The 20,604-nt window shown below is 70.7% G+C and carries 19 protein-coding genes; 11 read left to right on the plus strand and 8 right to left on the minus strand.

Translation table 11 applies throughout. From position 1 onward, the window contains the following. Positions 1–2 precede the first annotated feature (2 nt). Entirely contained in the window at positions 3–1,631 is a 1,629-nt protein-coding gene (locus JWR86_RS04850; protein ID WP_299561530.1) for a long-chain-fatty-acid--CoA ligase, read from the plus strand. Positions 1,632–1,655: 24 nt separating this feature from the next. Here the strand turns inward: JWR86_RS04850 and JWR86_RS04855 are convergent, their stop codons facing one another. From JWR86_RS04855 to JWR86_RS04870, 4 genes are all read right to left on the minus strand, one after another. After that, a complete protein-coding gene (locus JWR86_RS04855) occupies positions 1,656–2,567 on the minus strand; it encodes an MBL fold metallo-hydrolase (RefSeq protein WP_299561533.1) in 912 nt (303 codons plus the stop codon). A 254-nt stretch (positions 2,568–2,821) separates the two neighbouring features. Next, positions 2,822–3,403, minus strand: a complete 582-nt coding sequence (locus JWR86_RS04860; RefSeq protein WP_299561536.1) for a DUF2939 domain-containing protein — start codon at positions 3,401–3,403, stop codon at positions 2,822–2,824. Positions 3,404–3,960: 557 nt separating this feature from the next. After that, the gene (locus JWR86_RS04865) at positions 3,961–4,344 is read right to left on the minus strand and encodes a CsbD family protein (RefSeq protein ID WP_299561539.1); all 384 of its coding nucleotides are present in this window, start codon (positions 4,342–4,344) and stop codon (positions 3,961–3,963) included. Positions 4,345–4,410: 66 nt separating this feature from the next. Continuing rightward, a complete protein-coding gene (locus JWR86_RS04870; RefSeq protein WP_299561542.1) occupies positions 4,411–5,385 on the minus strand; it encodes a S1C family serine protease in 975 nt (324 codons plus the stop codon). A 203-nt stretch (positions 5,386–5,588) separates the two neighbouring features. On the opposite strand from JWR86_RS04870, the gene glgX reads away from it, so the two are divergent. The 5 genes from glgX to JWR86_RS04895 all read left to right on the plus strand — a co-directional run bounded on the left by glgX (position 5,589) and on the right by JWR86_RS04895 (position 11,560). Further along, positions 5,589–7,865 carry a glycogen debranching protein GlgX gene (gene glgX, locus JWR86_RS04875; protein WP_299561545.1) on the plus strand — a complete coding sequence of 759 codons (2,277 nt, stop codon included), beginning with the start codon at positions 5,589–5,591 and terminating at the stop codon, positions 7,863–7,865. A gap of 157 nt (positions 7,866–8,022) precedes the next feature. After that, on the plus strand, positions 8,023–8,709 hold the full coding sequence (locus JWR86_RS04880; protein WP_299561548.1) for a Crp/Fnr family transcriptional regulator: 687 nt from the start codon (positions 8,023–8,025) through the stop codon (positions 8,707–8,709). A gap of 81 nt (positions 8,710–8,790) precedes the next feature. After that, a complete protein-coding gene (locus tag JWR86_RS04885; RefSeq protein ID WP_299561550.1) occupies positions 8,791–9,882 on the plus strand; it encodes an ABC transporter ATP-binding protein in 1,092 nt (363 codons plus the stop codon). Beyond that, positions 9,879–10,790: an ABC transporter permease subunit gene (locus JWR86_RS04890; protein WP_299561553.1), complete on the plus strand. Its 912-nt coding sequence runs from the start codon at positions 9,879–9,881 to the stop codon at positions 10,788–10,790. Before JWR86_RS04885 ends, JWR86_RS04890 begins: the two co-directional genes overlap by 4 nt. Further along, complete coding sequence (locus tag JWR86_RS04895; protein ID WP_299561556.1) at positions 10,787–11,560, plus strand: ABC transporter permease; 774 nt, start codon at positions 10,787–10,789, stop codon at positions 11,558–11,560. Before JWR86_RS04890 ends, JWR86_RS04895 begins: the two co-directional genes overlap by 4 nt. Here JWR86_RS04895 and JWR86_RS04900 read toward each other — a convergent pair whose 3' ends face one another. Then, positions 11,561–13,318 (minus strand): AsmA family protein, encoded by a 1,758-nt coding sequence (locus JWR86_RS04900; protein ID WP_299561559.1) that lies wholly within the window; start codon positions 13,316–13,318, stop codon positions 11,561–11,563. 200 nt (positions 13,319–13,518) lie between these two features. Between JWR86_RS04900 and JWR86_RS04905 the strand changes: the two genes are divergently transcribed. Beyond that, positions 13,519–14,253 carry a CoA transferase subunit A gene (locus tag JWR86_RS04905; protein WP_299561562.1) on the plus strand — a complete coding sequence of 245 codons (735 nt, stop codon included), beginning with the start codon at positions 13,519–13,521 and terminating at the stop codon, positions 14,251–14,253. Positions 14,254–14,255: 2 nt separating this feature from the next. Beyond that, positions 14,256–14,933 carry a 3-oxoacid CoA-transferase subunit B gene (locus JWR86_RS04910; protein WP_299561565.1) on the plus strand — a complete coding sequence of 226 codons (678 nt, stop codon included), beginning with the start codon at positions 14,256–14,258 and terminating at the stop codon, positions 14,931–14,933. Positions 14,934–14,996: 63 nt separating this feature from the next. On the opposite strand, the gene JWR86_RS04915 is transcribed toward JWR86_RS04910, so the two are convergent. After that, positions 14,997–15,890: a MaoC family dehydratase N-terminal domain-containing protein gene (locus tag JWR86_RS04915; protein ID WP_299561568.1), complete on the minus strand. Its 894-nt coding sequence runs from the start codon at positions 15,888–15,890 to the stop codon at positions 14,997–14,999. A gap of 197 nt (positions 15,891–16,087) precedes the next feature. Between JWR86_RS04915 and JWR86_RS04920 the strand changes: the two genes are divergently transcribed. Together JWR86_RS04920 and JWR86_RS04925 are read left to right on the plus strand one after the other, a co-directional pair. Further along, positions 16,088–16,381 carry an SWIB/MDM2 domain-containing protein gene (locus JWR86_RS04920; protein ID WP_299561571.1) on the plus strand — a complete coding sequence of 98 codons (294 nt, stop codon included), beginning with the start codon at positions 16,088–16,090 and terminating at the stop codon, positions 16,379–16,381. 76 nt (positions 16,382–16,457) lie between these two features. Beyond that, entirely contained in the window at positions 16,458–17,255 is a 798-nt protein-coding gene (locus JWR86_RS04925; protein ID WP_299561574.1) for an SDR family NAD(P)-dependent oxidoreductase, read from the plus strand. 9 nt (positions 17,256–17,264) lie between these two features. Here JWR86_RS04925 and JWR86_RS04930 read toward each other — a convergent pair whose 3' ends face one another. Continuing rightward, positions 17,265–18,161, minus strand: a complete 897-nt coding sequence (locus tag JWR86_RS04930; RefSeq protein ID WP_299561577.1) for an alpha/beta hydrolase — start codon at positions 18,159–18,161, stop codon at positions 17,265–17,267. Further along, on the minus strand, positions 18,158–19,453 hold the full coding sequence (gene purD, locus JWR86_RS04935) for a phosphoribosylamine--glycine ligase (protein WP_299561580.1): 1,296 nt from the start codon (positions 19,451–19,453) through the stop codon (positions 18,158–18,160). Before purD ends, JWR86_RS04930 begins: the two co-directional genes overlap by 4 nt. A 155-nt stretch (positions 19,454–19,608) precedes the next feature. On the opposite strand from purD, the gene xseA reads away from it, so the two are divergent. After that, on the plus strand, positions 19,609–20,604 hold a 996-nt coding region (gene xseA, locus JWR86_RS04940; RefSeq protein ID WP_299561583.1), incomplete at its 3' end, for an exodeoxyribonuclease VII large subunit.

Genomic DNA, 20,604 nt, shown 5'->3' on the forward strand with positions numbered 1-20,604 from the left:
CCATGCTCGGTCTGATGCAGGACTGGCCCCTCCTCATCCACAAGGTGATCGACTACGCGGCCTCCGAGCATCCGGGCCGGGCCGTGGTGTCCAGGCTGACGGAAGGGCCGCTGCATCGCACGACCTATGCGGCTTTGCGCGAGCGGGCGCTGAAGGTGGCGAAGCGCCTCGCGCAGGACGGCATCCGGGCCGGCGACCGCGTCGCCACCCTGGCCTGGAACAACCACCGCCACCTCGAGGCCTGGTACGGCATCGCCGGGATCGGGGCGGTCTACCACACCGTCAATCCGCGCCTGTTCCCCGAGCAGATCCTCTACATCATGAACCACGCCGAGGACCGCATCCTGCTCCTCGACCTGACCTTTCTGCCGCTGGTGGAGAAGCTGGCGCCGCAACTGCCCACCGTGGAGCGGTTCGTGGTGCTGACCGATGCCGCCCACATGCCGGAGACGTCCCTTCGCGGCGCGGTCGCCTACGAGGACTGGATCGGGGAGGTGGACGCCGATTTCCGCTGGGCCGAGGTGGACGAGCGGGCGGCCGCGGGCCTCTGCTACACGTCAGGCACCACGGGCGAGCCAAAGGGGGTGCTCTACTCGCACCGCTCCAACGTGCTCCACGCCATGGTGACCATGACCCCCGACGCGTTCGGGCTCACCGCGCGCGACATCGTTCTTCCCGTGGTGCCGCTGTTTCACGCGAACAGCTGGTCGCTCGCCTTCGCGGCTCCGATGGCGGGCGCCTCCCTGGTGATGCCCGGGCCGAAGCTCGATGGGCCATCCATCTACGAACTGCTCGAATCCGAGCGCGTGACCATGACGGCCGCCGTGCCGACCATCTGGTTCGCGCTGCTGCAGCACATGGAGGCGACCGGGTCGCGCCTGAACCACCTGCAGCGGGTGGCCATCGGCGGGTCGGCCTGCCCGCCCGCCGTGATCGACACCTTCGAGAGCAAGTACGGCATCCGGGTTATCCATGCCTGGGGCATGACGGAGATGAGCCCGGTCGGCTCGCTCTGCGCGATCAAGCCGGAGGTGGTCGGTGGGGGACCGGAAGCCGTCCGGGCCATCAAGGCGACCCAGGGCTGCGCCCCCTTCAGCGTCGAGTGGAAGATCACCGGCGACGACGGCCGCAGGCTCCCGAACGACGGCCGCACGTTTGGCCGGCTGAAGGTGCGCGGGGCGGCGGTCGCGCGCCGCTACTACAAGCGCGAGGACGAGGAGATCCTCGATGCCGAGGGGTTCTTCGACACCGGCGACGTCGCGACGCTCGACCCCAACGGCTACATGCGGATCACCGACCGGTCCAAGGACGTGATCAAATCGGGCGGCGAGTGGATCTCCTCCATCGACCTCGAGAACCTGGCGGTCGGCCACCCCGCCGTGGCGGAGGCCGCCGTGATCGGGATCCCCCACCCGAAATGGGACGAGCGGCCGCTGCTGGTGGTGGTGGCCAAGCCCGGCACCCGGCCGGACAAGGCCGACGTGCTGGAGTTCCTGCGTCCCAAGATCGCCAAATGGTGGATGCCGGACGACATGGTGGTGGTCGACGAGATCCCGCACACAGCGACGGGCAAGATCCTCAAGACCGAGCTCCGCAACCGGTTCAAGGATTACCGGCTGCCGACCGCCTAGGCGGGCCGGCCGCCAAGGCCGCGGCTATCGGGCGATCCGGTACTCGCCTGCGAGCTGGGGCGCGCCCTCCGTGGCGACCACGCCCCGCTCGACCAGGTCCTCGAGATGGGCGAAGACCGACAGTCCGGCGGCCGGATGCAGCTCGGGCCGCAGGCCGGCATAGATCACCGGCACGATCTCGGCGATGCGGCGGTCGCCGGCCGCCAGGCGGCCGAGGATCGAGCTTTCGCGAGCGCGCCGGTGGCCGATCAGGGCCCGCACGAAGCGGGACGGGTCGCGCACCGGCCCGCCGTGGCCCGGCCAGTAGACCGCCTCGCTCCGGCCTCGGATCCGCTCCAGCGATTGCATGAATTCCGTCATGGAGCCGTCGGGCGGGCCCACGATGGTGGTCGACCAGGCCATGACATGGTCGCCGGAAAAGAGGGCGTTCTCTTCCGGCAGCGCGAAGGCGAGGTGGTTCGCCGTGTGGCCCGGTGTTGCTACGGCTTCCAGCGTCCAGCCCGGACCGGACACGGCCTCGCCGTCCTGCATCTCGCGATCGGGCCGGAACAGGAGGTCGCCCGAACCCTCCATGCTGTCCTGCTCGCCGAGGATCAGGTCGCGGGCGCGGCGGTGGGGGCCGCAGCCCACGATCTCGGCTCCGGTCGCCTCCGCGATGGCGCGGGCCGCCGGCGAGTGGTCCCGGTGGGTGTGCGTCACGACCACGTGGCTGACGGTCTCGCCAGCGACCGCCGCGAGCAGCGCCGAAATGTGCTCCGCCACGTCCGGTCCCGGGTCCAGGATCGCCACCCGGCCCCGGCCAACCACGTAGCTGCAGGTTCCCGTGCAGGTGAAAGGGCTGCCATTGGGCGCCACCAGCCGGCGCACCAGCGGCGACAGCGTCACGGTGGTCCCGGGAGGAGGGCGAGAGGGGTCCAGGAGGAGGTCGTCGGACATGGAGCCTGAGGGGTGCGGGCAGGGTTGGGGGCCCCAGACGGGACCCTACAGGGGGTCGAAAGGGCCGGCCAAGGGGCCGCGCCATCGGCCGACATGACATCGAACGGCCGCTCCGTCGAACCTTGCCGTCCGGTCGGTGCTGCCCTCCACTGGCCGCGCCAAAGAGGGCGCTGCCTCGGCTGGGCTACGGCGGTCGCCGGCTGACGCTTGCCCCGGCGGCGGTGGCCCTGCCGCCGGCTCTTGCAGCTGCCAGGCTAGTCCTTGCGGCGGCGCAGCACGCTGTCCACGATCCGCTGGCGCAGCCGCGCCGGCAGCTCCAGCCCGACCAGCCGCCAGCGGAGCTGACCCAGCCGCAGCTGGAGACGGAACCGGGCTTCCCGGGGCTGGTCCGCCGGGAGGGTCACGTAGATGTTCCGGAAGCCGCGCCAGGTGGATGCGGCCAGAAAATCATCCAGATCGTCAAGCGAGACGGAGGCGCCCTGGCTGAACGGGGCACCGTCCCCTGGGGTGCCGGTCGGACCTGTGCGCAGGAGGCGCACGATGCCCTCGGGCGAGAGGAAGTGATCGAGAAAGGGGTCCGCCAGAGCGGCGGCGGTGCCGGCCGCGAGCTGGGCGTCGGCGCTTGCGATCCCGCCCCGCTGGGCGGCCGCCAGGTCGGCGCCCACCTGCTTGGCCAGCGAGTAGCGCAAGGCCCGGACGTTCACGCGGGCGGTCACCGCGGCGACGTCGCCGCGCTGCACCGCATCGGCCAGCCGGTAGAGAGCCCAATAGGGAGAGATCGCGTAGGCAAGCCACGCCACGGCAAGCGCGAGCACGATTCCCACGAACCAGCGCATCGCCCTTCGACCGCTCCTTTCCGGCGCATGTCGGGCGGCGTCGCGACGAGCCGCTTCCAAGCAAGGTCCGCCCCTGAGCTGACGCCCGCCCACGGCCCTGCCACCCGACCCGAGCGAATATGAGGCCGAGACGCTAACGGTTCGTTTACCGCGTCCGGCGATACCGGGATCCACGGCTCCTCCGATCCTTGCGGACGGGGATCCAAGGACGGAGCCGGCGCCCAGGCCGGGACGAGGGAAGGCCCGCGGGACGCCCGGGAGAGACCGCGGCAGCGCGGGAATCCATCCCCGGACAGGCCGGACGAGGCCCCGCCGGGATGGACAGACGGCGCACGAACTGCCTCATGCCCCGCGTGAGGCAGTTAAACCGTTATGTGAGCTTCGTCCGGATTTCCGTTATCCGCCAGATCTTTGCCGTTCGGTCCGAATGTCGTGCCTGAACCGATGTCTGGGGGGCGCCTGCGGTTCCCGCGGCAGCCCGGTCTCGAACCGCCTGCCGTCCCGGGCCATTCCGGGCTCGGGCCCGGAAGGCGGGTTCGCCCCGGTGTTGCGGCCTCTCAGCGCCGCGCGTGGACGAGCAGCGCGAGGATGTAGCCGACGGCCCCGGCGATCATGATCGCGGCGATCGGGCTCTGCCCAACCTGCCGGGACACGGCGCGGGTGCCCTCGCGGTAGAACTTGTCCGCGTCCGGGTAGCGGCGGCGGCCCTCGTCCAGGTAGCGGCGCCCCTGCTCATAGGCGTCCTCGGCGAGGCCTTGCGCCTGCTCGGCGTAATCCTGCACGGCCTCGCGGGCCTGCCCGTAGGCCGCCTGCACGGTTCCCTGCGCCTCCGCGCTCCGGCCCTCGGCCTGGGTCTTGGCGTCTCCTGTCAGGCCGCCCAGCGCGCTTTCCGCCTGGCCGCCCATCTTCTTCGCGGTTCCGGCCACTCGATCACTGTCCATTGCCGACCTCCTGTGTCGGGCTGGTAACCCTGACCGTGCGGCAAAGTTCGATCGGGGACGAACCGATCAGTGCATCACGGGGCCCTTGAGCAGCCGCCGCCGGTCAACCGAGGCGAGCCTCGCCTCGAAGGCCCGCCCGTCCCGGTGGAGTTTGAGGGGGACCTCGACCCCGGCTGGGCCGAGGGCCCAGACCGATCGGAAAAAGCCGGCCAGATCGCGCACCTCCTGGCCCGCGATCCCCGTGACGATGTCGCCAAGCTGCAGCCCCGCCGCGTCCGCGGGCCCGCCGCGGGCCACGCCGGCCACTGCCACGCGTCCGTCGATCTCGGTCGCATAGAGGCCGAGCCACGGGCGGGGAGGGCGGTCCGGCTGACCGAGCCGGAGCAGGTCATCGAGCACGGGCTTCAGGAGGTCGATCGGCACCATCATGTTGAGGTGCTCCTGGTGGTCGGGCCCGCGCTCCTGCTGCAACTGCAACGAGCCGATGCCGATGAGGCGCCCGTCCTCGGCAATCAGGGCGGTCCCGCCCCAATGCGGATGCGCCGGCGCCGTGAAGATGGCCTCGTCGAGAACATATTCCCAGTAGCCGGCGAATTCCTGCTTCATGGTGATGCGGGCCGCCACGGAGTGGCGCCGCCCGCCAGCGCCGGCGACGACGACGCGCTGCCCCACCAGGGCCTCCGCGGAGCTGCCGAGCGGGAGGGCCGGCAATCCCAGCGGCGCGAGCGCCTGGATCAGCCCCAAGCCGGTCTGGCCGTCCACGCCGATCACATGGCCCGGCGTGACCCGGCCATCGCCGCTCGTCAGCCACACTGCCGCAGCCTCCGTGACGAGGTAGCCGACGGTGAGGACCAGACCGTCCTCCCGGATCAGGACGGCGTTGCCGGCGCGCTCCGTGCCAAGGGTTTCGGCCGTGAAGGCGTCGGACGGAACGGTGGCCGAAAGGGCGAGAACGGAGGAGAGCGCCTTGTCGAGGTCGAAACGGTAGCCTTGCGGCTTCGGCTGTGTCGTGGCCCGCACCTTCCAGTCGCTCGGCGACATGCTCTCGTCCCCTAAAAGGAGCGCGGCCGGCTGGACCAGGCTGCCTCCCGGCTGGATGTCACTTGAGCTGGATCGGACACGGGAGTCGAGAGCCGGACAGCCGCCGGTCCGGGGCCGGAATCGTGGCATCCGCAATGGACCCGCCGGGCGGTGACTGGCGTTTGCCAACGCCGGCCCGACCTCTTCGGCCTAACGGAACATCGATGAGCCACACGAAAGCCGCTTCCCCGGCCGGCGCTCCTGCCGCGCCGTCCGTCATGCGCAGGTCCCGGGTACGCGAGGGGACGGCCAATCATCTCGGCGCACGCTGGGACGGGATCGGCGTGAATTTCGCGCTGTTTTCGGCCCACGCCACCAAGGTCGAGCTGTGTCTGTTCGATGACGACGGCAAGACCGAGCTCGAGCGCATCGAGCTGCCGGAATACACCGACGAGGTCTTCCACGGCTATCTGCCGGATGCCCGTCCGGGCACGATCTACGGCTACCGGGTGCACGGCCCCTATGAGCCGGAAGCCGGACACCGGTTCAATCCCAACAAGCTCCTCCTCGACCCCTATGCCAAGCAGCATGTCGGCGAACTGACATGGGACCCGGCGGTGTTCGGCTATGTGGCCGGCGAGGACGACCTGTCGTTCGACGACCGGGACTCGGCGGCCTTCATGCCGAAATCACGCGTGATCGACCCGGCCTTCACCTGGGGCGCGGAGCGCTCGCCGCAGATCGCCTGGGAGCGGACCATCTTCTACGAGGCCCATGTCAGGGGCTTCACGATGCGGCACCCGGCGGTGCCGCAGAACCTGCGCGGGACATTCTCGGGCCTCAAGGTGCACGAGGTCGTGTCCTATATCCGCTCGCTCGGCGTCACGTCCGTCGAGCTCCTGCCCATCCACGCCTTCGTGGATGACGAATTCCTCCTGCGAAAGGGGCTGCGCAACTACTGGGGGTACAACACCATCGGCTTCTTTGCCCCGATGCAGCGCTATCTGGCGACCCCGTTCGTGAACGAATTCAAGGAGATGGTGGCGGCCCTGCACGATGCCGGGCTCGAGGTGATTCTGGACGTGGTCTACAACCACACCGCGGAAGGCAACGAGATGGGGCCGACCCTCTCGTTCAAGGGGATCGACAACGCCTCCTACTATCGGCTGCTGCCGGACACGCCGCGCTACTACATCAACGACACCGGCACCGGGAACACCCTCAACCTCAGCCACCCCCGCGTGCTCCAGATGGTGACCGATTCCCTGCGCTATTGGGCGCAGGAATGCCGGGTCGATGGCTTCCGGTTCGACCTCGCGACCATTCTCGGACGCGAGCCGTATGGCTTCGACGAGGGTGGCGGCTTCCTCGATTCCTGCCGCCAGGATCCCGTCCTGTCCTCCGTGAAGCTGATCGCCGAGCCCTGGGATTGCGGCCCCGGCGGCTATCAGGTCGGCGGCTTTCCGCCCGGCTGGGCGGAGTGGAACGACAAGTACCGGGACGACGTGCGGGGCTACTGGAAGGGGGACGACGGCAAGCTGCCGGATCTCGCCTCGCGCGTCACGGGCTCGGCCGAACTCTTCAACAAACGCGGCCGCAAGCCCTGGGCCACGGTGAATTTCATCACCGCCCACGACGGCTTCACCCTGAACGACCTCGTCTCCTACGACGACAAGCACAACGAGGCGAATGGCGAGGACAACCGGGACGGGCATTCGCACAACCTGTCCTGGAACCACGGCGCGGAGGGCCCGACCGAGGATCCGGAGATCAAGGAGCTGCGCTACCGGCAGATGCGCAACTTCATGGCCACGCTGCTCCTGTCCCGGGGCACGCCGATGATCCTGGCCGGAGACGAGTTCGCCCGCACCCAGGGCGGCAACAACAACGCCTACGGCCAGGATTCCGAGATCGGCTGGATCGACTGGGAGGTGCCGCCGGATTCGCGTGATCTCGCCCTCTTCGTCCAGAAGCTGATCACGCTGCGGCAGGCCCTGCCCATGCTGCGTCGCGGCCGCTTCCTCACCGGCCATTACGACGAGGAGATCGGCTCGAAGGACGTGACCTGGCTGACGCCCTCGGGCGACGAGATGACGCCTGCGCACTGGGACGACGGCAATGCGCGCTGCGTCGGAGTGCTGCTCGACGGGCGGGCGCAGGAGAGCGGCATCCGCCGACTGGGCACCGACGCCACCCTCTACATGGTCTTCAACGCCCACCACGACGTGGTGAACTGCAAGCTGCCCGCCGCCCCCGGCGGGTCGGAATGGATGCTGCTGATCGACACGAACCAGCCCGACCGGGAGGACATGCCCGCCTTCCAGATCGGGCACGAATACGCCGCGACCGGTCGCTCGCTGCTCCTGTTCATGACCCGCCCGAAGCAGCAGGCGGCCGGCAACGAGGACGCGCAGCGCTCGTATCAGCACGTGGTCGCAGCCTTCCACCGGGCGATCGACGAGGATCTGGTCTTGCCGGAAACGGCTGCCTCGCGCGGCTGATCACCCTGGCCGGCCCTTGGCCTCCGGTGCCGGGGCGCGGCCGGGCCACGCCGGACCACCGCCGGCCGGACGCTCTCTCCGGATCGCCGCAGGCAGCCCCTGCCGATCCGGGGAAGCTTGACAGCCCGCCCGCCTCCTGCCCTGCCTGGCATGACGCATGAACAAGCTCGGCTCCATCGCGCTGCTCAGGGAAGCGGAGGTCGACCTCGCCCAGTACGCGAGTCGCACGCAGTGCCGCGCTTTCCGGCCGGACGAGATCCTGCTCGATTTCGATGAAGCCTCCACCGACGTCTACTTCCTGCTGTCCGGCGAGGTGCGCGTGCTCATCCGGACCCGGTCGGGCAAGGAGGTGATCCTCGGGGAGATGAGGGGAGGGGCCGTGTTCGGCGAACTCGCCGCCCTGGACGGCATCGCCCGCTCGGCCAATGTGACGGCGCTGACCCGAGGCGAGGTCTGCAGCATGCCGTCGGCGGCCTTTCGTGAGATCCTGTTCGCCTCGCCCACGGTCGCGGATCGGGTGTTCCGGCTGCTCACCGGGCGCATCCGTGAGCTCGACGCCCGGATCATGGAGCATACGGTGCTGGACCTGCGGCATCGGCTCTACGCCGAGTTGCTGCGGCTCTCCGTTCCCCGGAGCGGTTCCGGTGAGGAGCGCGTCGTGACGCCGCCCCCGTACCATCACGTCCTGGCCGCCCGCATCGGCTGCCGCCGCGAGCAGGTGACACGGGAATTCACCGCGCTCGATGCCGAGGGTCTGATCGAGCGGACGCGTGGCGCGCTGGTTCTCCGGCGGCCGGATCTGCTCCAGTCGCGCGTCGCCGCCGCCCTGCGCGAGGACGGCTGATCGGGTCCGCGAGGCGTTGAGGGACGGCTCGGCCGCCTGCTACATCGGGCCGAGCGAGGGCATCACACCGAATTGCAGACCTTGGCCGGGCGATCTCCGGACGCCGCATCTCCCATTATCCGCCTCCTCGGCATCACCAAGCGCTTCGGCGGGGTTCCGGCCGTGGACGGCCTGTCGCTCGACCTCGCGGAGGGCGAGTTCTTCTGCCTGCTCGGACCCTCCGGCTGCGGCAAGAGCACCCTTCTTCGAATCCTGGCCGGGTTCGAGGAGCCCGATGACGGCGAGGCGGTGCTGGACGGCGCCAGTTTGCGCCAGGTCCCGCCGCACCGGCGGGCGCTCAACATGATGTTTCAGTCCTACGCCCTGTTTCCCCACCTCACCGTGGCGGGAAATGTCGGCTACGGCTTGCGGTTCGGCGACCTCGGGCGGCGGGACCGCGCGGAGCGCGTCCGCGAGATGCTGCGCCTGGTCCGCCTGGACGGGCTCGGAGAGCGCTACCCCGCCCAGCTCTCGGGCGGGCAGCGACAGCGCGTGGCGCTGGCCCGGGCGCTGGCCCGGCGCCCCCGCGTGCTGCTCTTGGACGAACCGTTGGCGGCACTCGACCGGACCCTGCGGGAGGAGACCCGGGCCGAACTCAAGGACCTGCAGGGGAGGCTCGGGACCACCTTCGTCATGGTCACGCATGACCAGGACGAGGCGATGACCATCGCGGACCGGATCGGCATCATGCAGGCCGGGCGCCTCGTCCAGGTCGGCCCTCCGCGCGAGGTGTACGAGCGGCCCCGGACGCGGTTCGTGGCCGGCTTCGTCGGCGACACCAACCTCCTCGAGGGCGTGGTGGTCGGCCAGCACGGGGGGCTGACCCGCGTCGCGCTGCCGAGCGGCGGCGAGATCGCGGGCGCGAGCGAAACCGCGTTCAGTCCGGGCGCTCCGGTCGCCGTGGCCGTCCGACCGGAGCGGATCGAGCTGCGGCCCCTCGCCGGCGAGCCATCCGGGCTCACCGGGGAGGTGGCCGAGGTCGTCTTCGCCGGGCCGTGGCTGGAGTGCCGCGTGAAACTGCGTGGCGGGCCCGTGCTGCGGGTCACCCGCCCGAACGGTGCCGCGCTCGTGCCGGCGCCCGGCGACAGCGTGGCCCTGTGCGTCCCGGCCGGGGCTGCCGTGGTGCTGCCGTGACCCGGCTCGGCTCGCCTCTCGCCAGGGCGGTGATCCTCGGCGTCCCGGCGCTCTGGCTCGCCTTGTTCGTGTTGCTGCCATTCCTGGTTCTCGGCCGCATCAGCCTGTCCGAGAGCGCCGTTGCGCGCCCGCCCTACCGGCCTCACCTGCCGAGTTCGCTCGACCCCGCCGCCTGGGCCGATGCGCTGGCCCGCTTGAGCCTCGACCGATACCGCACGCTGGCGGAGGACCCGCTGTACCGTGACGCCGCCCTGTCCTCGCTCGGCCTCGCCGCGCTCGCGACCGCCCTCGTGCTCCCCCTCGGCTATGGCATCGCGCTTGCCATGGCGCGGGCGCCCGAGCGCTGGCGCCCGGCGCTGGTCGCCATTGTCATCCTGCCGTTCTGGACGGGCTTCCTGGTGCGGGTCTATGCCTGGATCGCGATCCTGAAACAGGACGGCTGGTTGAACCAGGCCCTGCTCGCGCTTGGCATCGTCGAGCGCCCGCTCGCCGTCCTGAACACCGATGCGGCGGTGCTGATCGGGCTCGTCTACGCGTATCTGCCCTTCGCCATCCTGCCCATCTACGCCACCCTCGAACGCCAGGACCCGACCCTGGTCGAAGCGGCGGCCGATCTCGGGGCGTCCCCCACGCGCCGGTTCTGGACCGTGACGCTGCCTCTCTCCTGGCCGGGGATCGCGGCGGGTGGGCTCCTCTGCTTTATCCCCATGGTCGGCGAATACGTGATCCCGGACCTCCTCGGAGGGGCCGACACGCTGATGCTGGGCCGCACGCTGTGGATCGAGTTCTCGTCCAACCGCGACTGGCCGCTCGCGGCAGCGGTCGCTCTGGTGCTGCTGGCGCTTCTCGTCGTGCCGATCGTGCTGTTGCGGGAGATCGAGGCGCGGCGCCTCGAGGCTGGCCGATGAGGCGCCTCTCGGCCGTCAACCTCGCGGTGCTCGGCTTCGGGCTGCTGTTCCTCTACGGCCCCATCCTGCTGGTCGTGCTGTTCTCGTTCAATGCCTCGCGGCTGGTGACGGTCTGGGCCGGGTTCTCGACCCGCTGGTACGAGGCGTTGCTGGCGAACGCGCCGCTTGGCGCCGCCCTGTTGACCTCACTCAAGGTCGCGCTCGGCTCCGCCGCCCTTGCGACCGTGCTCGGCACACTGGCCGCCCTGGCCCTGGTCAGACTCCGGCGCTTTCGGGGGCGGCGGCTCTTCACGGGGCTGCTCTACATCCCGCTGGTGCTGCCCGAGGTCGTCACCGGCCTGTCGCTGCTGCTTCTGTTCGTGGGGCTCGGCATTGAGCGCGGCGCCTGGACGGTGACCCTCGCCCACGCCACGCTGACCCTGTCGGTGGTGACGCTGGTCGTGCAGGCCCGGCTTCTCGGGCTTGATCGGTCGGCGGAGGAGGCGGCGGCCGATCTCGGCGCGTCTCCCCTTCAGGCGCTCAGGACGGTGACGCTGCCGCTGCTTGCGCCGGCGATCGGGGCCGGGTTTCTGCTCGCCTTCACGCTGTCGCTCGACGACCTGGTGGTCGCGAGCTTCACGTCGGGGCCGGGGGCCACCACCCTGCCGATGCTGGTCTTCGGTCAGGTGCGCCGGGGCGTCACGCCCGAGATCAACGCGATCTCCTCGCTGGTGATCCTGACGGTCGGGTTGGTCCTGCTCGCTTCCGTCCTGGCCCGACGCCGCCGCTGATCAGGGGGAGCCGTGCGTGGTGCCGGTGGTCTCGTCAGGCGCGCGCGCGTTGAGGACCGGCTTCTCGATCGGGCCCCGCACGTCCAGCACCAGGGCCGGCCGTTGCGGGCCCGACCCGGCATCCTCGCCGGTGCCGCGCGTGCTGGTCTCGATCGCGAGATGGCCATCGGCCAGGGAGATTCGTCCGCGCAGCCGTGTCTGCGTCGCGGGAGTCTGGATGCTGCCGCTCGTGATCTCGGCGATCCCATCGCCGAGCGTCAGTTGGAGATGGGCTTCCCCGAAGCGGGTGCGGCCTCCGCGCCAGGCCACGGGCGACGGCGTCCCACGCCGAAACTCGGGCCGGCGCGCCGCCTCGTTCAAGGCGATCCCGGAAATCTCGCCGTCCCGCGCCACGAGGGCCACCCGGCCGCGCAGATGCCGGGCGAGGTCCGGCTGGCTGTCGCCCAGCGCCTCGAAGGTCGCCTGGCCGGCCACCGTGCCGGTGATGCCCCGGCCGGTGCTGGCCGTCGACAGCAGGCTTTCGAGATCGACCTTGTCGACAGAGACCTGGCCGCGGATGTCACGTCCCTCGCCGTCGAGCGCGGCCGACAGCCGGCCCCGGACAGAGCCGCCGGCCAGGGTCGCGCGGGCGATAGAGACGTCGAGCCGGTCGCTGCTGACCAGGACGCCGGCCGCAAGATCTCCGAACTGGAGCGCTCCCATCCGGACCCCCGAGGCCGAGAGGCGCACGTCGTAATCGGCGCCCGGCATGACGGCCCGGGTCGGGTCGGCGACCGGCAGCACCCACCCGAGATCGAGGTCGCCGCCGGCCAAGGTCGCCCGCAGCTTGGGCCGATCGCTATCCAGCCGCAGCGCCAGGCTGCCGTCCAGCCGGTCCTGGCCGATCTCGAGCACGGCCTGCGGCCATTCGATGATGTCGGCGCTCAGCACCGCCTGCCCGCTAAGCGTGGCCGGGCGATCCACCGCCTGCAGGTCGAGGCCCCAGCCTGTCCAGCGCGCCAGGGCGCCCACGGAGGGGGTCTGACCCGCGACCAGGCCGCGGAAGACCGGCACGTCACCGAGTGTCAGGCTGCCGACGAGGTTCAGCCGGCCGTGGCGGCTGGCGGTCCGGATCTCGACATTGTCCGGGCCGCCCTCGATCAGGCTGCGGGCGGCTATGCCGGACAGCCACGCGGACACCTCCTCGCCCTGCCACACCGCGGACGCGGCGACGTCGACGTCGCCGTCCGGTCCGGACCAGGTGGCCACCAGGTTGAGGCGGCTCCAGTCGGTGACCCGGGCCCGACCGGGACCCGTCACGGTGAGTTGCGAGCCCGTGACCACGACGCGGTCCACCGGCGACGGGCCGCCTTCGAGCCGGGCGAGCCGTTCGCGCATCCGCCTGAAATGGCCGGCGCGAGAATCGGTGTCCGCCCCCTCGATCGCGACCCGGATCCGGGCATCGGCGATCCGCACCTCTGAGAAGCGGATCCGGGCCGCCAGAAGGGACAGGAGCCGGAGCTCGCCCTTGAACTGGGCAGCTTCGGCCGTGAAGGCACCCGTCTCGTCGGCCAGCGTCACACGCTGCAGCTTGAGGCGGGGAATCGGCAGGAGAGAGAAGGTGGCCGGCCCGTCGATCCCGAGCTTGAGGCCGAATTCGTTGTGGATTTGGCGGGCAACAGCGCTCCTGACGCGGTCCGACGACACCGTCCAGGGCAGCAGGGCCAGCACGAGCGCCACGCCCCCGAGGGCGAGACATGCGATCGAACGCCGGGACATTCAGGCGAGAGCAGGATGCATGCGGCGACCGAGCGCGTGGGCGGTGAGCGGCGGGCACGCCGCAGACCCGATCAGCCATGGTCTAGCTCCCGGCGCCTGATTTGTCCAAAGCCGGCGGGACCGGCTTGCGCTCCGTCTTGGTTCGCGTCACGCCGGCGGGTATGGTCGCTCCTCTCGCGGCCGAGAGGGAGAACGTGCGGATGAGGAAGGTTCACCCGGATGCGGCGGCAGCCCTCGCAGGCCTTTTGCGGGACGGCATGACCGTGATGGCGGGGGGCTTCGGCCTCTGCGGCATTCCCGACGTCCTCATCGGCGCCATTCGCGAGTCCGGCGTGAAGGACCTCACGGTGATCTCCAACAATGCCGGGATCGACGGCGCCGGGCTCGGCGTTCTGCTGGAGACGCGGCAGATCCGCAAAATGATCTCGTCCTATGTCGGCGAGAACAAGACCTTCGCCACGCAATACCTCGCCGGCGAGCTCGAGATCGAGTTCAATCCGCAGGGCACGCTGGCCGAGCGGATCCGGGCGGGGGGCGCCGGCATCCCGGCCTTCTTCACCAAGACCGGCTACGGCACCGCCATCGCCGAGGGCAAGGAGACGCGCGAATTCGACGGTGAGCACTACGTCATGGAGCGCGGCCTCGTGGCCGACCTCGCCGTCGTGCATGCCTGGAAGGGGGATCGCGAGGGGAACCTCGTCTACCGAAAGACCGCCCGGAACTTCAATCCGATGATGGCCACGGCGGCCAGGGCCACGGTGGCCCAGGTCGAGAACCTCGTCGAGCCGGGCGAACTCGATCCCGACCACATCATCACCCCCGGCATCTACGTGAAACGGATGATTCACGTCCCGAACGCCGAGAAGCGGATCGAGCAGCGCACCACCCGCAAGCGCGCCGCCGCGGCTTCGGCCGCGGCCGGCACGGAGGTTTGACCATGGCCTGGACCCGCGATCAGATGGCCCAGCGCGCGGCCAAGGAGCTGCGCGACGGCTTCTACGTGAATCTCGGCATCGGCATCCCGACGCTGGTCTCGAACCACATCCCGGACGGCATGAGCGTGCAGCTCCAGTCCGAGAACGGCATGCTGGGCATGGGGCCGTTCCCGTTCGAGGGCGAGGAGGACCCCGACCTCATCAATGCCGGCAAGCAGACCATCACCGAACTCGCCACCACGAGCTTCTTCTCGTCCGCCGATTCCTTCGCGATGATCCGCGGCGGCCATATCGACCTGTCGATCCTCGGCGCCATGCAGGTGGCCGAGAACGGCGATCTCGCGAACTGGATGATCCCGGGCAAGATGGTCAAAGGCATGGGGGGCGCCATGGACCTCGTGGCCGGCGTCAAGAAGGTGGTGGTCGTGATGGAGCACACCGCCCGCAACAAGGACGGCACGACCGAGCCGAAGCTTCTTCACCGCTGCAACCTGCCGCTCACCGGCGCCAACGTCGTCGACATGGTGATCACCGATCTCGGCGTGTTCACCATCGACAAGAAGGGCGGCGGCGGGATGGTGCTGCTGGAGCTCGCCGACGGGGTCAGCGTGGACGAGATCCGGGAGCAGACCGAGGCGACGTTCCAGGTCGCGCCGGGAGTCGCAGCCCGCGCGGCCTGAGCAGGGCCAACGTCCCGGCCCCAGTCGGACCCGGCGCGGCAGGCAGCCGCGCCGGAACCGGGGTCACAGAGAGGCCGTGGCCCGCATGGTCACATGGCCGTCCGCGTCCCTGGCGCGGAGCGCGACTTCCCCGGCCGGCCCTTCCCGCCCGCCTTCGATCCGGAACGGAGCGAGGTCAAAGAGCGGCCGCTCGGCCCGGAAGGCGAAACGGTCCGGCGGGCCCCCCAGAATATCGAGCGCGAGGCCCATGAGCAGGGTGGCCTGCAACGGCCCGTGCACGATCAGGCCAGGGTAGCCTTCGACCTCCGTCACATACGGCCGGTCGTAGTGGATGCGGTGCCCGTTGAAGGTGAGTGCCGAGTAGCGGAACAGCAGCACGGGCGAGGGCTCGATCGTTCGGGCCACGAGGTCCGCCGGGCTGCTTTGCTGGGCCGGCGGCGCGCCGGCCGGGGCGGTCCGGCCGCCCGCGTCCAGGCCGCGATAGACGATGTCGTGCTCCTCGACGACCGCGACGCCGCGCGCCGTCGACACCTCGTGTTCCACCGTGACGAAGACCAGCGGCCCTGTGCGGCCGTGCTTCACCTCGACCGCGGCGACGCGAGAGCGCCGGGTGATCTCGTCGCCGACGCGCAGCGGGTCCGGGAAGCGCAGGCGGCCGCCGGCCCACATGCGGCGGGGCAGCGGCACCGGCGGCAGGAAGCCGCCGCGGGCCGGGTGCCCGTCGGGGCCGATCTCGGCCATCGCCGCCGTCGGCACGCCGACGCACCAGTGGATGCCGAGGGGGGCGGATTCGGGGGTGCCGCGGGCCGGCGCGCCGTTGCCTTCGATGGTGGCCCGGAAGGCGTCGGCGAGCCAGGGAGAGATCGTGCCCGAGGCGGTCTCGCTGCGGCCTTCCCAGGTCTTGAGATGGGCCAGATCGACCGGCCCGTCGCCGGCTTCGGATGGGTCCAGGGGCATCACGGCCACATGCTCTCCGTCAGCTCATCAGGCCTCGCCCGAGGCCGTTGCGGTCTGACTAAAGGCTCCGCGACGGACCGAACAGGGCCGAAAGGGCTAAAAACCCACAACCGAGTGGGAAGACCCCGTTGACGGCGCCCTCACGCCCGCACAAGGCTCCCGAACGCAATGAAGCCATCAGGACTGGAGAGCGGGACATGGCCAAGGAGACGAAGACGACGACCAAGACGGACGCGGCGCCTCGCAAGGTCAATCCGGCGCTGATGAAGCCGATGACCCCGTCTAAGGAGCTCGGCGCCGTCGTTGGCACCAAGCCGATTCCCCGGACCGAGGTTGTTTCGAAGGTGTGGGAGTACATCAAGAAGAACAAGCTGCAGAACCCGGCGAACGGCCGCGAGATTCTGGCCGATGACAAGCTCCAGAAGGTGTTCGGCACCGACAAGGTGACGATGTTCGAGATGAACAAGCACCTGTCCAAGCACCTGAGCTAATCGGGGCGGCGGGCCCGGTTCGCACCATGGAGGAGCCCTCTCACGGGGGCTTGGCGACCCGGGCTCCTGCAGGTCGATGAAGGTTGCCGGCCAGGTCGTGGTCGTGACGGGTGGGGCGTCCGGCATCGGTCGGGCGCTCGCCAGGCGTTTCGCCCAGGAGGGGGCGCGCGCCGTGGTGGTGGCCGATCTCGATGGCCCGGGCGCCGAAGCCGTGGGCCGTGCCATCGGAGGCGAGGGGTTCGCCTGCGACGTGTCCCGGGAGGCCGACCTCGTGGGCGTGATCGACCGCACGGAGGAGCGCTTCGGGCCCATCGGCCTGTTCTGCTCCAATGCCGGCGTCCTGGCCGGGCTCGACCGCAGGTCCGAGCACCCAGCCGGAGCCGCCGACGAGCTCTGGCAGCACAGCTGGGCCGTGAACGTCATGGCCCATGTCTGGGCCGCCCGGGCCCTGGTGCCGCGCATGAAGGCGCGCGGCGGCGGCTGGTTCCTGAACACCGCCTCCGCGGCCGGGCTCCTGTCCCAGATCGGCAGCGCGATCTATTCCACCACCAAACACGCGTCGATCGGCTTTGCCGAGAACCTCGCCATCGCGCACCGGGACGACGGCATCCGGGTCGCCGTGCTCTGCCCCCAGGGCGTCGATACGCCCATGCTCGGTCGCGACAGGTCGAATCCGGCGGCGCTGGACGGCGTCCTGTCGCCGGACCAGGTCGCGGAGGCGGCCGTGCGCGGTCTCGAGGCTGAAACCTTCCTGATCCTGCCGCACGCCCAAGTCGCCGGCTACATGCGGGTCAAGGCTGAGGATTACGACCGCTGGCTGGGCGGCATGGTCAAGCTGCAGCGGCGCCTGCGGCAAAGCCCGCCGGAGGTCTGACCCGGCCTCTCAGCCCAGGAACCGGGCGAGCGCGGCGAGAGTCTCCTCCGGCGCCTCCTCGGCCAGGAAGTGTCCGGACGCGATCTCCAGGTCCTGGATGCCGGGCGCGAAGGTGCGGCGCCAGGCCTCGGGCGGCAGGTCCGCCCCGGGACGCTTCAGGTACAGCGTGCTCCACAGAAGCAGGGTCGGGCAGGCGATTTGGCGCCCCGCCGCCATGTCGGCCTCGTCCTGTGCGGCGTCCGTTGTCTTGCCGGCCCGGTAATCCTCGCAAAAGGCGTGAATGCGCGAGGGCTCGTTGCAGCTGTCGCGATAGGAGCGGAGCGCGCGCGGATCGAAGGGTGCCAGCGATTTCGGGCCCGACCACTTGGCCAGCAGGCCCTCGAAATAGGGCAGGGGATCCTGGCCGATCTCCCGCTCCGGCACCGGGTTCGGCCGGGCCAGATCGTCCCAATGCTCCGCCTTCTGGAGGCCGGCCCGCACGCGCCGCCAGACCTCGAAGGTCGGCAGGATGTCCAGCAGCGCCAGCCGCTCCACCCGGCCCGGATGGTCCAGCGCCAGCCGGTATCCGACCCGCGCGCCGCGATCGTGGCCGCACACCGCGAACCGGACGTGGCCGAGCTGCTCCATGACCGACACGACGTCGCGGCCCATGGCCCGCTTGCTGTAGCGCTCGTGCCCATCATCACCCGGCGGGGCCGAGCTCCAGCCGTAGCCCCGAAGGTCGAGGCAGACGACGCTGTGGGTACGGGCGAGGGCCGGCGCCAGCCGGTGCCACATGGCGTGGGTCTGCGGGAACCCGTGCAGAAGCACCAGGGCCGGACCCGTGCCGCCTGAGCGCGCGAACAGGCGGCCCGGTTCGGCGTCGATCCAGTGCGACGCGAAGCCCGGAAACAGGTCCTCGCTCACCTGGGGTTCGCCGGGGCCGCGGCTTCGCGCTCCACGGCGCGCCGGCCGATGTCGGTGCGGCAGAACCCGCCGGGCCAGTCGATGGCTCCGACGGCCTCATAGGCGCGCCTTTGCGCCTCGGCGAAGCTGGGGCCGAGCGCCGTCACGGCGAGGACGCGACCTCCGGCCGCCACGAGTTCGCCCGCCGGACCGAGGGCGGTCCCGGCCTGGAACACGGTGACGTGTTCGTGTTTCGCCGCCTCCAGGCCGCGGATCACGGAGCCGCGCTCGACCGGGCCGGGATAGCCATTGGTCGCCATGACCACAGCCAAAGCCGGGAAGTCGGACCAGCCGAGCCGGACCCCCTCCAGGACGCCGCCTCGAGCGGCCAGCATGGCGGCCACGATGTCCGCCCGCAGCCGCGGCAGCAGCACCTGCGCCTCAGGATCGCCGAACCGGACGTTGTATTCGATCAGCTTCGGGCCTTCGGCCGTCAGCATGAGCCCGGCATAGAGGATGCCAACAAACGGGGTGCCGCGCGCCCGCATGCCGTCCAGCGTCGGCTGGATGATGCGGGCCTCGATCTCGGCCTGGAGCTCGGGGGTGACCGCGGCAGCCGGGGAATACGCGCCCATGCCGCCCGTGTTCGGCCCGCGGTCGCCGTCGTAGGCGCGCTTGTGGTCCTGGGCCGTCCCGAGCGGCACCGACCGGGTGCCGTCGCAGAGCGCGAACACGCTGGCCTCTTCGCCAACAAGGCATTCCTCGATCACGATCTCGGCCCCGGCCGCGCCGAGCCCGCCACCCAGCATCAGGTCGACGGCCTCCGCCGCCTCCTCGACGCTCTGCGCCACCACCACGCCCTTGCCAGCCGCGAGCCCGTCCGCCTTGACGACGATCGGTGCGCCGGTCTCCCGCAGGTAGCGCTTGGCGGCGTCGGGATCGGTGAAGCGCCGGAAGGCCGCCGTCGGGATGCCGAATTCCTGCGCGAATTCCTTGGTGAAGCTTTTCGAGCCCTCAAGCTGCGCGGCCGCCTTGCTCGGGCCGAAGCACTTGATCCCGGCGGCTTCGAGGTCGTCCACGATGCCGGCGACGAGCGGCGCCTCAGGGCCGACCACGACGAATTCGATGCTCTCGCGCCGGCACAGTTCGGCCACGGCGGCGTGGTCGGCCGTGTCGAGCGGCACGTTGACCCCGTGCTGGGCCGTGCCGGGATTGCCGGGGGCGATGAAGACGCGGTCGCACAGGGGGCTGGCGGCGATCGCCTGGGCGAGGGCGTGCTCGCGCCCGCCCGATCCGATGAGAAGGATGTTCATGCCTGCGCGTCCCGTGCCGGAGCGGTTGCGTAAAGGGGGCGCCGCCGCGCATCAACAGCTGATGGCCTTAGGGCCGGCCGCCGGGCCAGGACGCCGTGCTCGCGCCCGGCCAGCGCCCGGATGCGGTGCGGCCGCCGGCACGCTAGGATGAGCCGGTGAGTCCAAAAGCCAAACCCGCCCCCGTGGCCGAATCCGGCAACGCTCCCGAATGGACCGTGTCCGAACTCGCGGGCGCGCTGCGGCGCACGCTCGAGGACAGGTTCGGCCACGTGCGGCTGCGCGGCGAGATCTCCGGCTACAAGGGCCAGCACAGCTCGGGCCACGCCTATTTCTGCCTGAAGGACCGCGATTCGCGACTGGACGCGGTGATCTGGAAGACCGCCTTCTCGCGCCTGCGCTTCAAGCCTCAGGAGGGGCTCGAGGTGGTCGCGACCGGCCGCATCACGACCTTCCCGGGCAAGTCGACCTACCAGATCGTTATCGAGTCGCTCGAGCCGGCCGGAATCGGCGCCCTGATGGCTCTTCTCGACGAGCGCCGCCGCGTGCTCGCCGCCGAGGGGCTGTTCGCGCCGGAGCGCAAGCGCCGGCCGCCCTTTCTTCCGGGCGTGATCGGCGTGGTGACGTCGCCGACCGGCTCGGTGATCCGCGACATTCTCCACCGGCTGGACGACCGCTTCCCGCGCCACGTCCTGGTCTGGCCGGTCAGGGTGCAGGGCGAGACCTGCGGCCAGGAGGTCGCGCAAGCCATCGCCGGCCTGAACGCCCTGCCGGCGGGCGGTCCGATCCCGCGCCCGGACGTGCTCATCGTGGCCCGCGGCGGCGGGTCGCTGGAAGACCTGTGGGGCTTCAACGACGAGGCGGTGGTGCGGGCCGCTGCCGAGAGCCGGATCCCGCTGATCTCGGCCATCGGGCACGAGACCGACTGGACCCTGCTCGACCACGTCGCCGATCTTCGGGCCCCGACGCCCACCGGCGCGGCCGAGATGGCCGTGCCGGTGCGGGCCGACCTCCTGGCCCAGGCCGGGGCGCTCGGCTTGCGGCTGCGCGAGGGCGCGCTGCGGGCCACCGAATTGCGCCGCGCCGAGCTCCGCTCCGCAGCCCGCGCGCTGCCGGCGCCCGAGCTGTTCCTGTCCGGCCGGAGGCAGCGGCTG

It is taken from the genome of Enterovirga sp., from assembly GCF_028290205.1.
GTDB lineage: Bacteria > Pseudomonadota > Alphaproteobacteria > Rhizobiales > Beijerinckiaceae > Enterovirga.

Bases quoted from the DNA above. Each gene is read 5' to 3' on its own strand.
- JWR86_RS04850 (WP_299561530.1), top strand. From the start codon at position 3: ATGCTCGGTCTGATGCAGGACTGGCCCCTCCTCATCCACAAGGTGATC.
- JWR86_RS04855 (WP_299561533.1), bottom strand. From the start codon at position 2,567: ATGTCCGACGACCTCCTCCTGGACCCCTCTCGCCCTCCTCCCGGGACC.
- JWR86_RS04860 (WP_299561536.1), bottom strand. From the start codon at position 3,403: ATGCGCTGGTTCGTGGGAATCGTGCTCGCGCTTGCCGTGGCGTGGCTT.
- JWR86_RS04865 (WP_299561539.1), bottom strand. From the start codon at position 4,344: ATGGACAGTGATCGAGTGGCCGGAACCGCGAAGAAGATGGGCGGCCAG.
- JWR86_RS04870 (WP_299561542.1), bottom strand. From the start codon at position 5,385: ATGTCGCCGAGCGACTGGAAGGTGCGGGCCACGACACAGCCGAAGCCG.
- glgX (WP_299561545.1), top strand. From the start codon at position 5,589: ATGAGCCACACGAAAGCCGCTTCCCCGGCCGGCGCTCCTGCCGCGCCG.
- JWR86_RS04880 (WP_299561548.1), top strand. From the start codon at position 8,023: ATGAACAAGCTCGGCTCCATCGCGCTGCTCAGGGAAGCGGAGGTCGAC.
- JWR86_RS04895 (WP_299561556.1), top strand. From the start codon at position 10,787: ATGAGGCGCCTCTCGGCCGTCAACCTCGCGGTGCTCGGCTTCGGGCTG.
- JWR86_RS04900 (WP_299561559.1), bottom strand. From the start codon at position 13,318: ATGTCCCGGCGTTCGATCGCATGTCTCGCCCTCGGGGGCGTGGCGCTC.
- JWR86_RS04905 (WP_299561562.1), top strand. From the start codon at position 13,519: ATGAGGAAGGTTCACCCGGATGCGGCGGCAGCCCTCGCAGGCCTTTTG.
- JWR86_RS04910 (WP_299561565.1), top strand. From the start codon at position 14,256: ATGGCCTGGACCCGCGATCAGATGGCCCAGCGCGCGGCCAAGGAGCTG.
- JWR86_RS04915 (WP_299561568.1), bottom strand. From the start codon at position 15,890: ATGCCCCTGGACCCATCCGAAGCCGGCGACGGGCCGGTCGATCTGGCC.
- JWR86_RS04920 (WP_299561571.1), top strand. From the start codon at position 16,088: ATGGCCAAGGAGACGAAGACGACGACCAAGACGGACGCGGCGCCTCGC.
- JWR86_RS04925 (WP_299561574.1), top strand. From the start codon at position 16,458: ATGAAGGTTGCCGGCCAGGTCGTGGTCGTGACGGGTGGGGCGTCCGGC.
- purD (WP_299561580.1), bottom strand. From the start codon at position 19,453: ATGAACATCCTTCTCATCGGATCGGGCGGGCGCGAGCACGCCCTCGCC.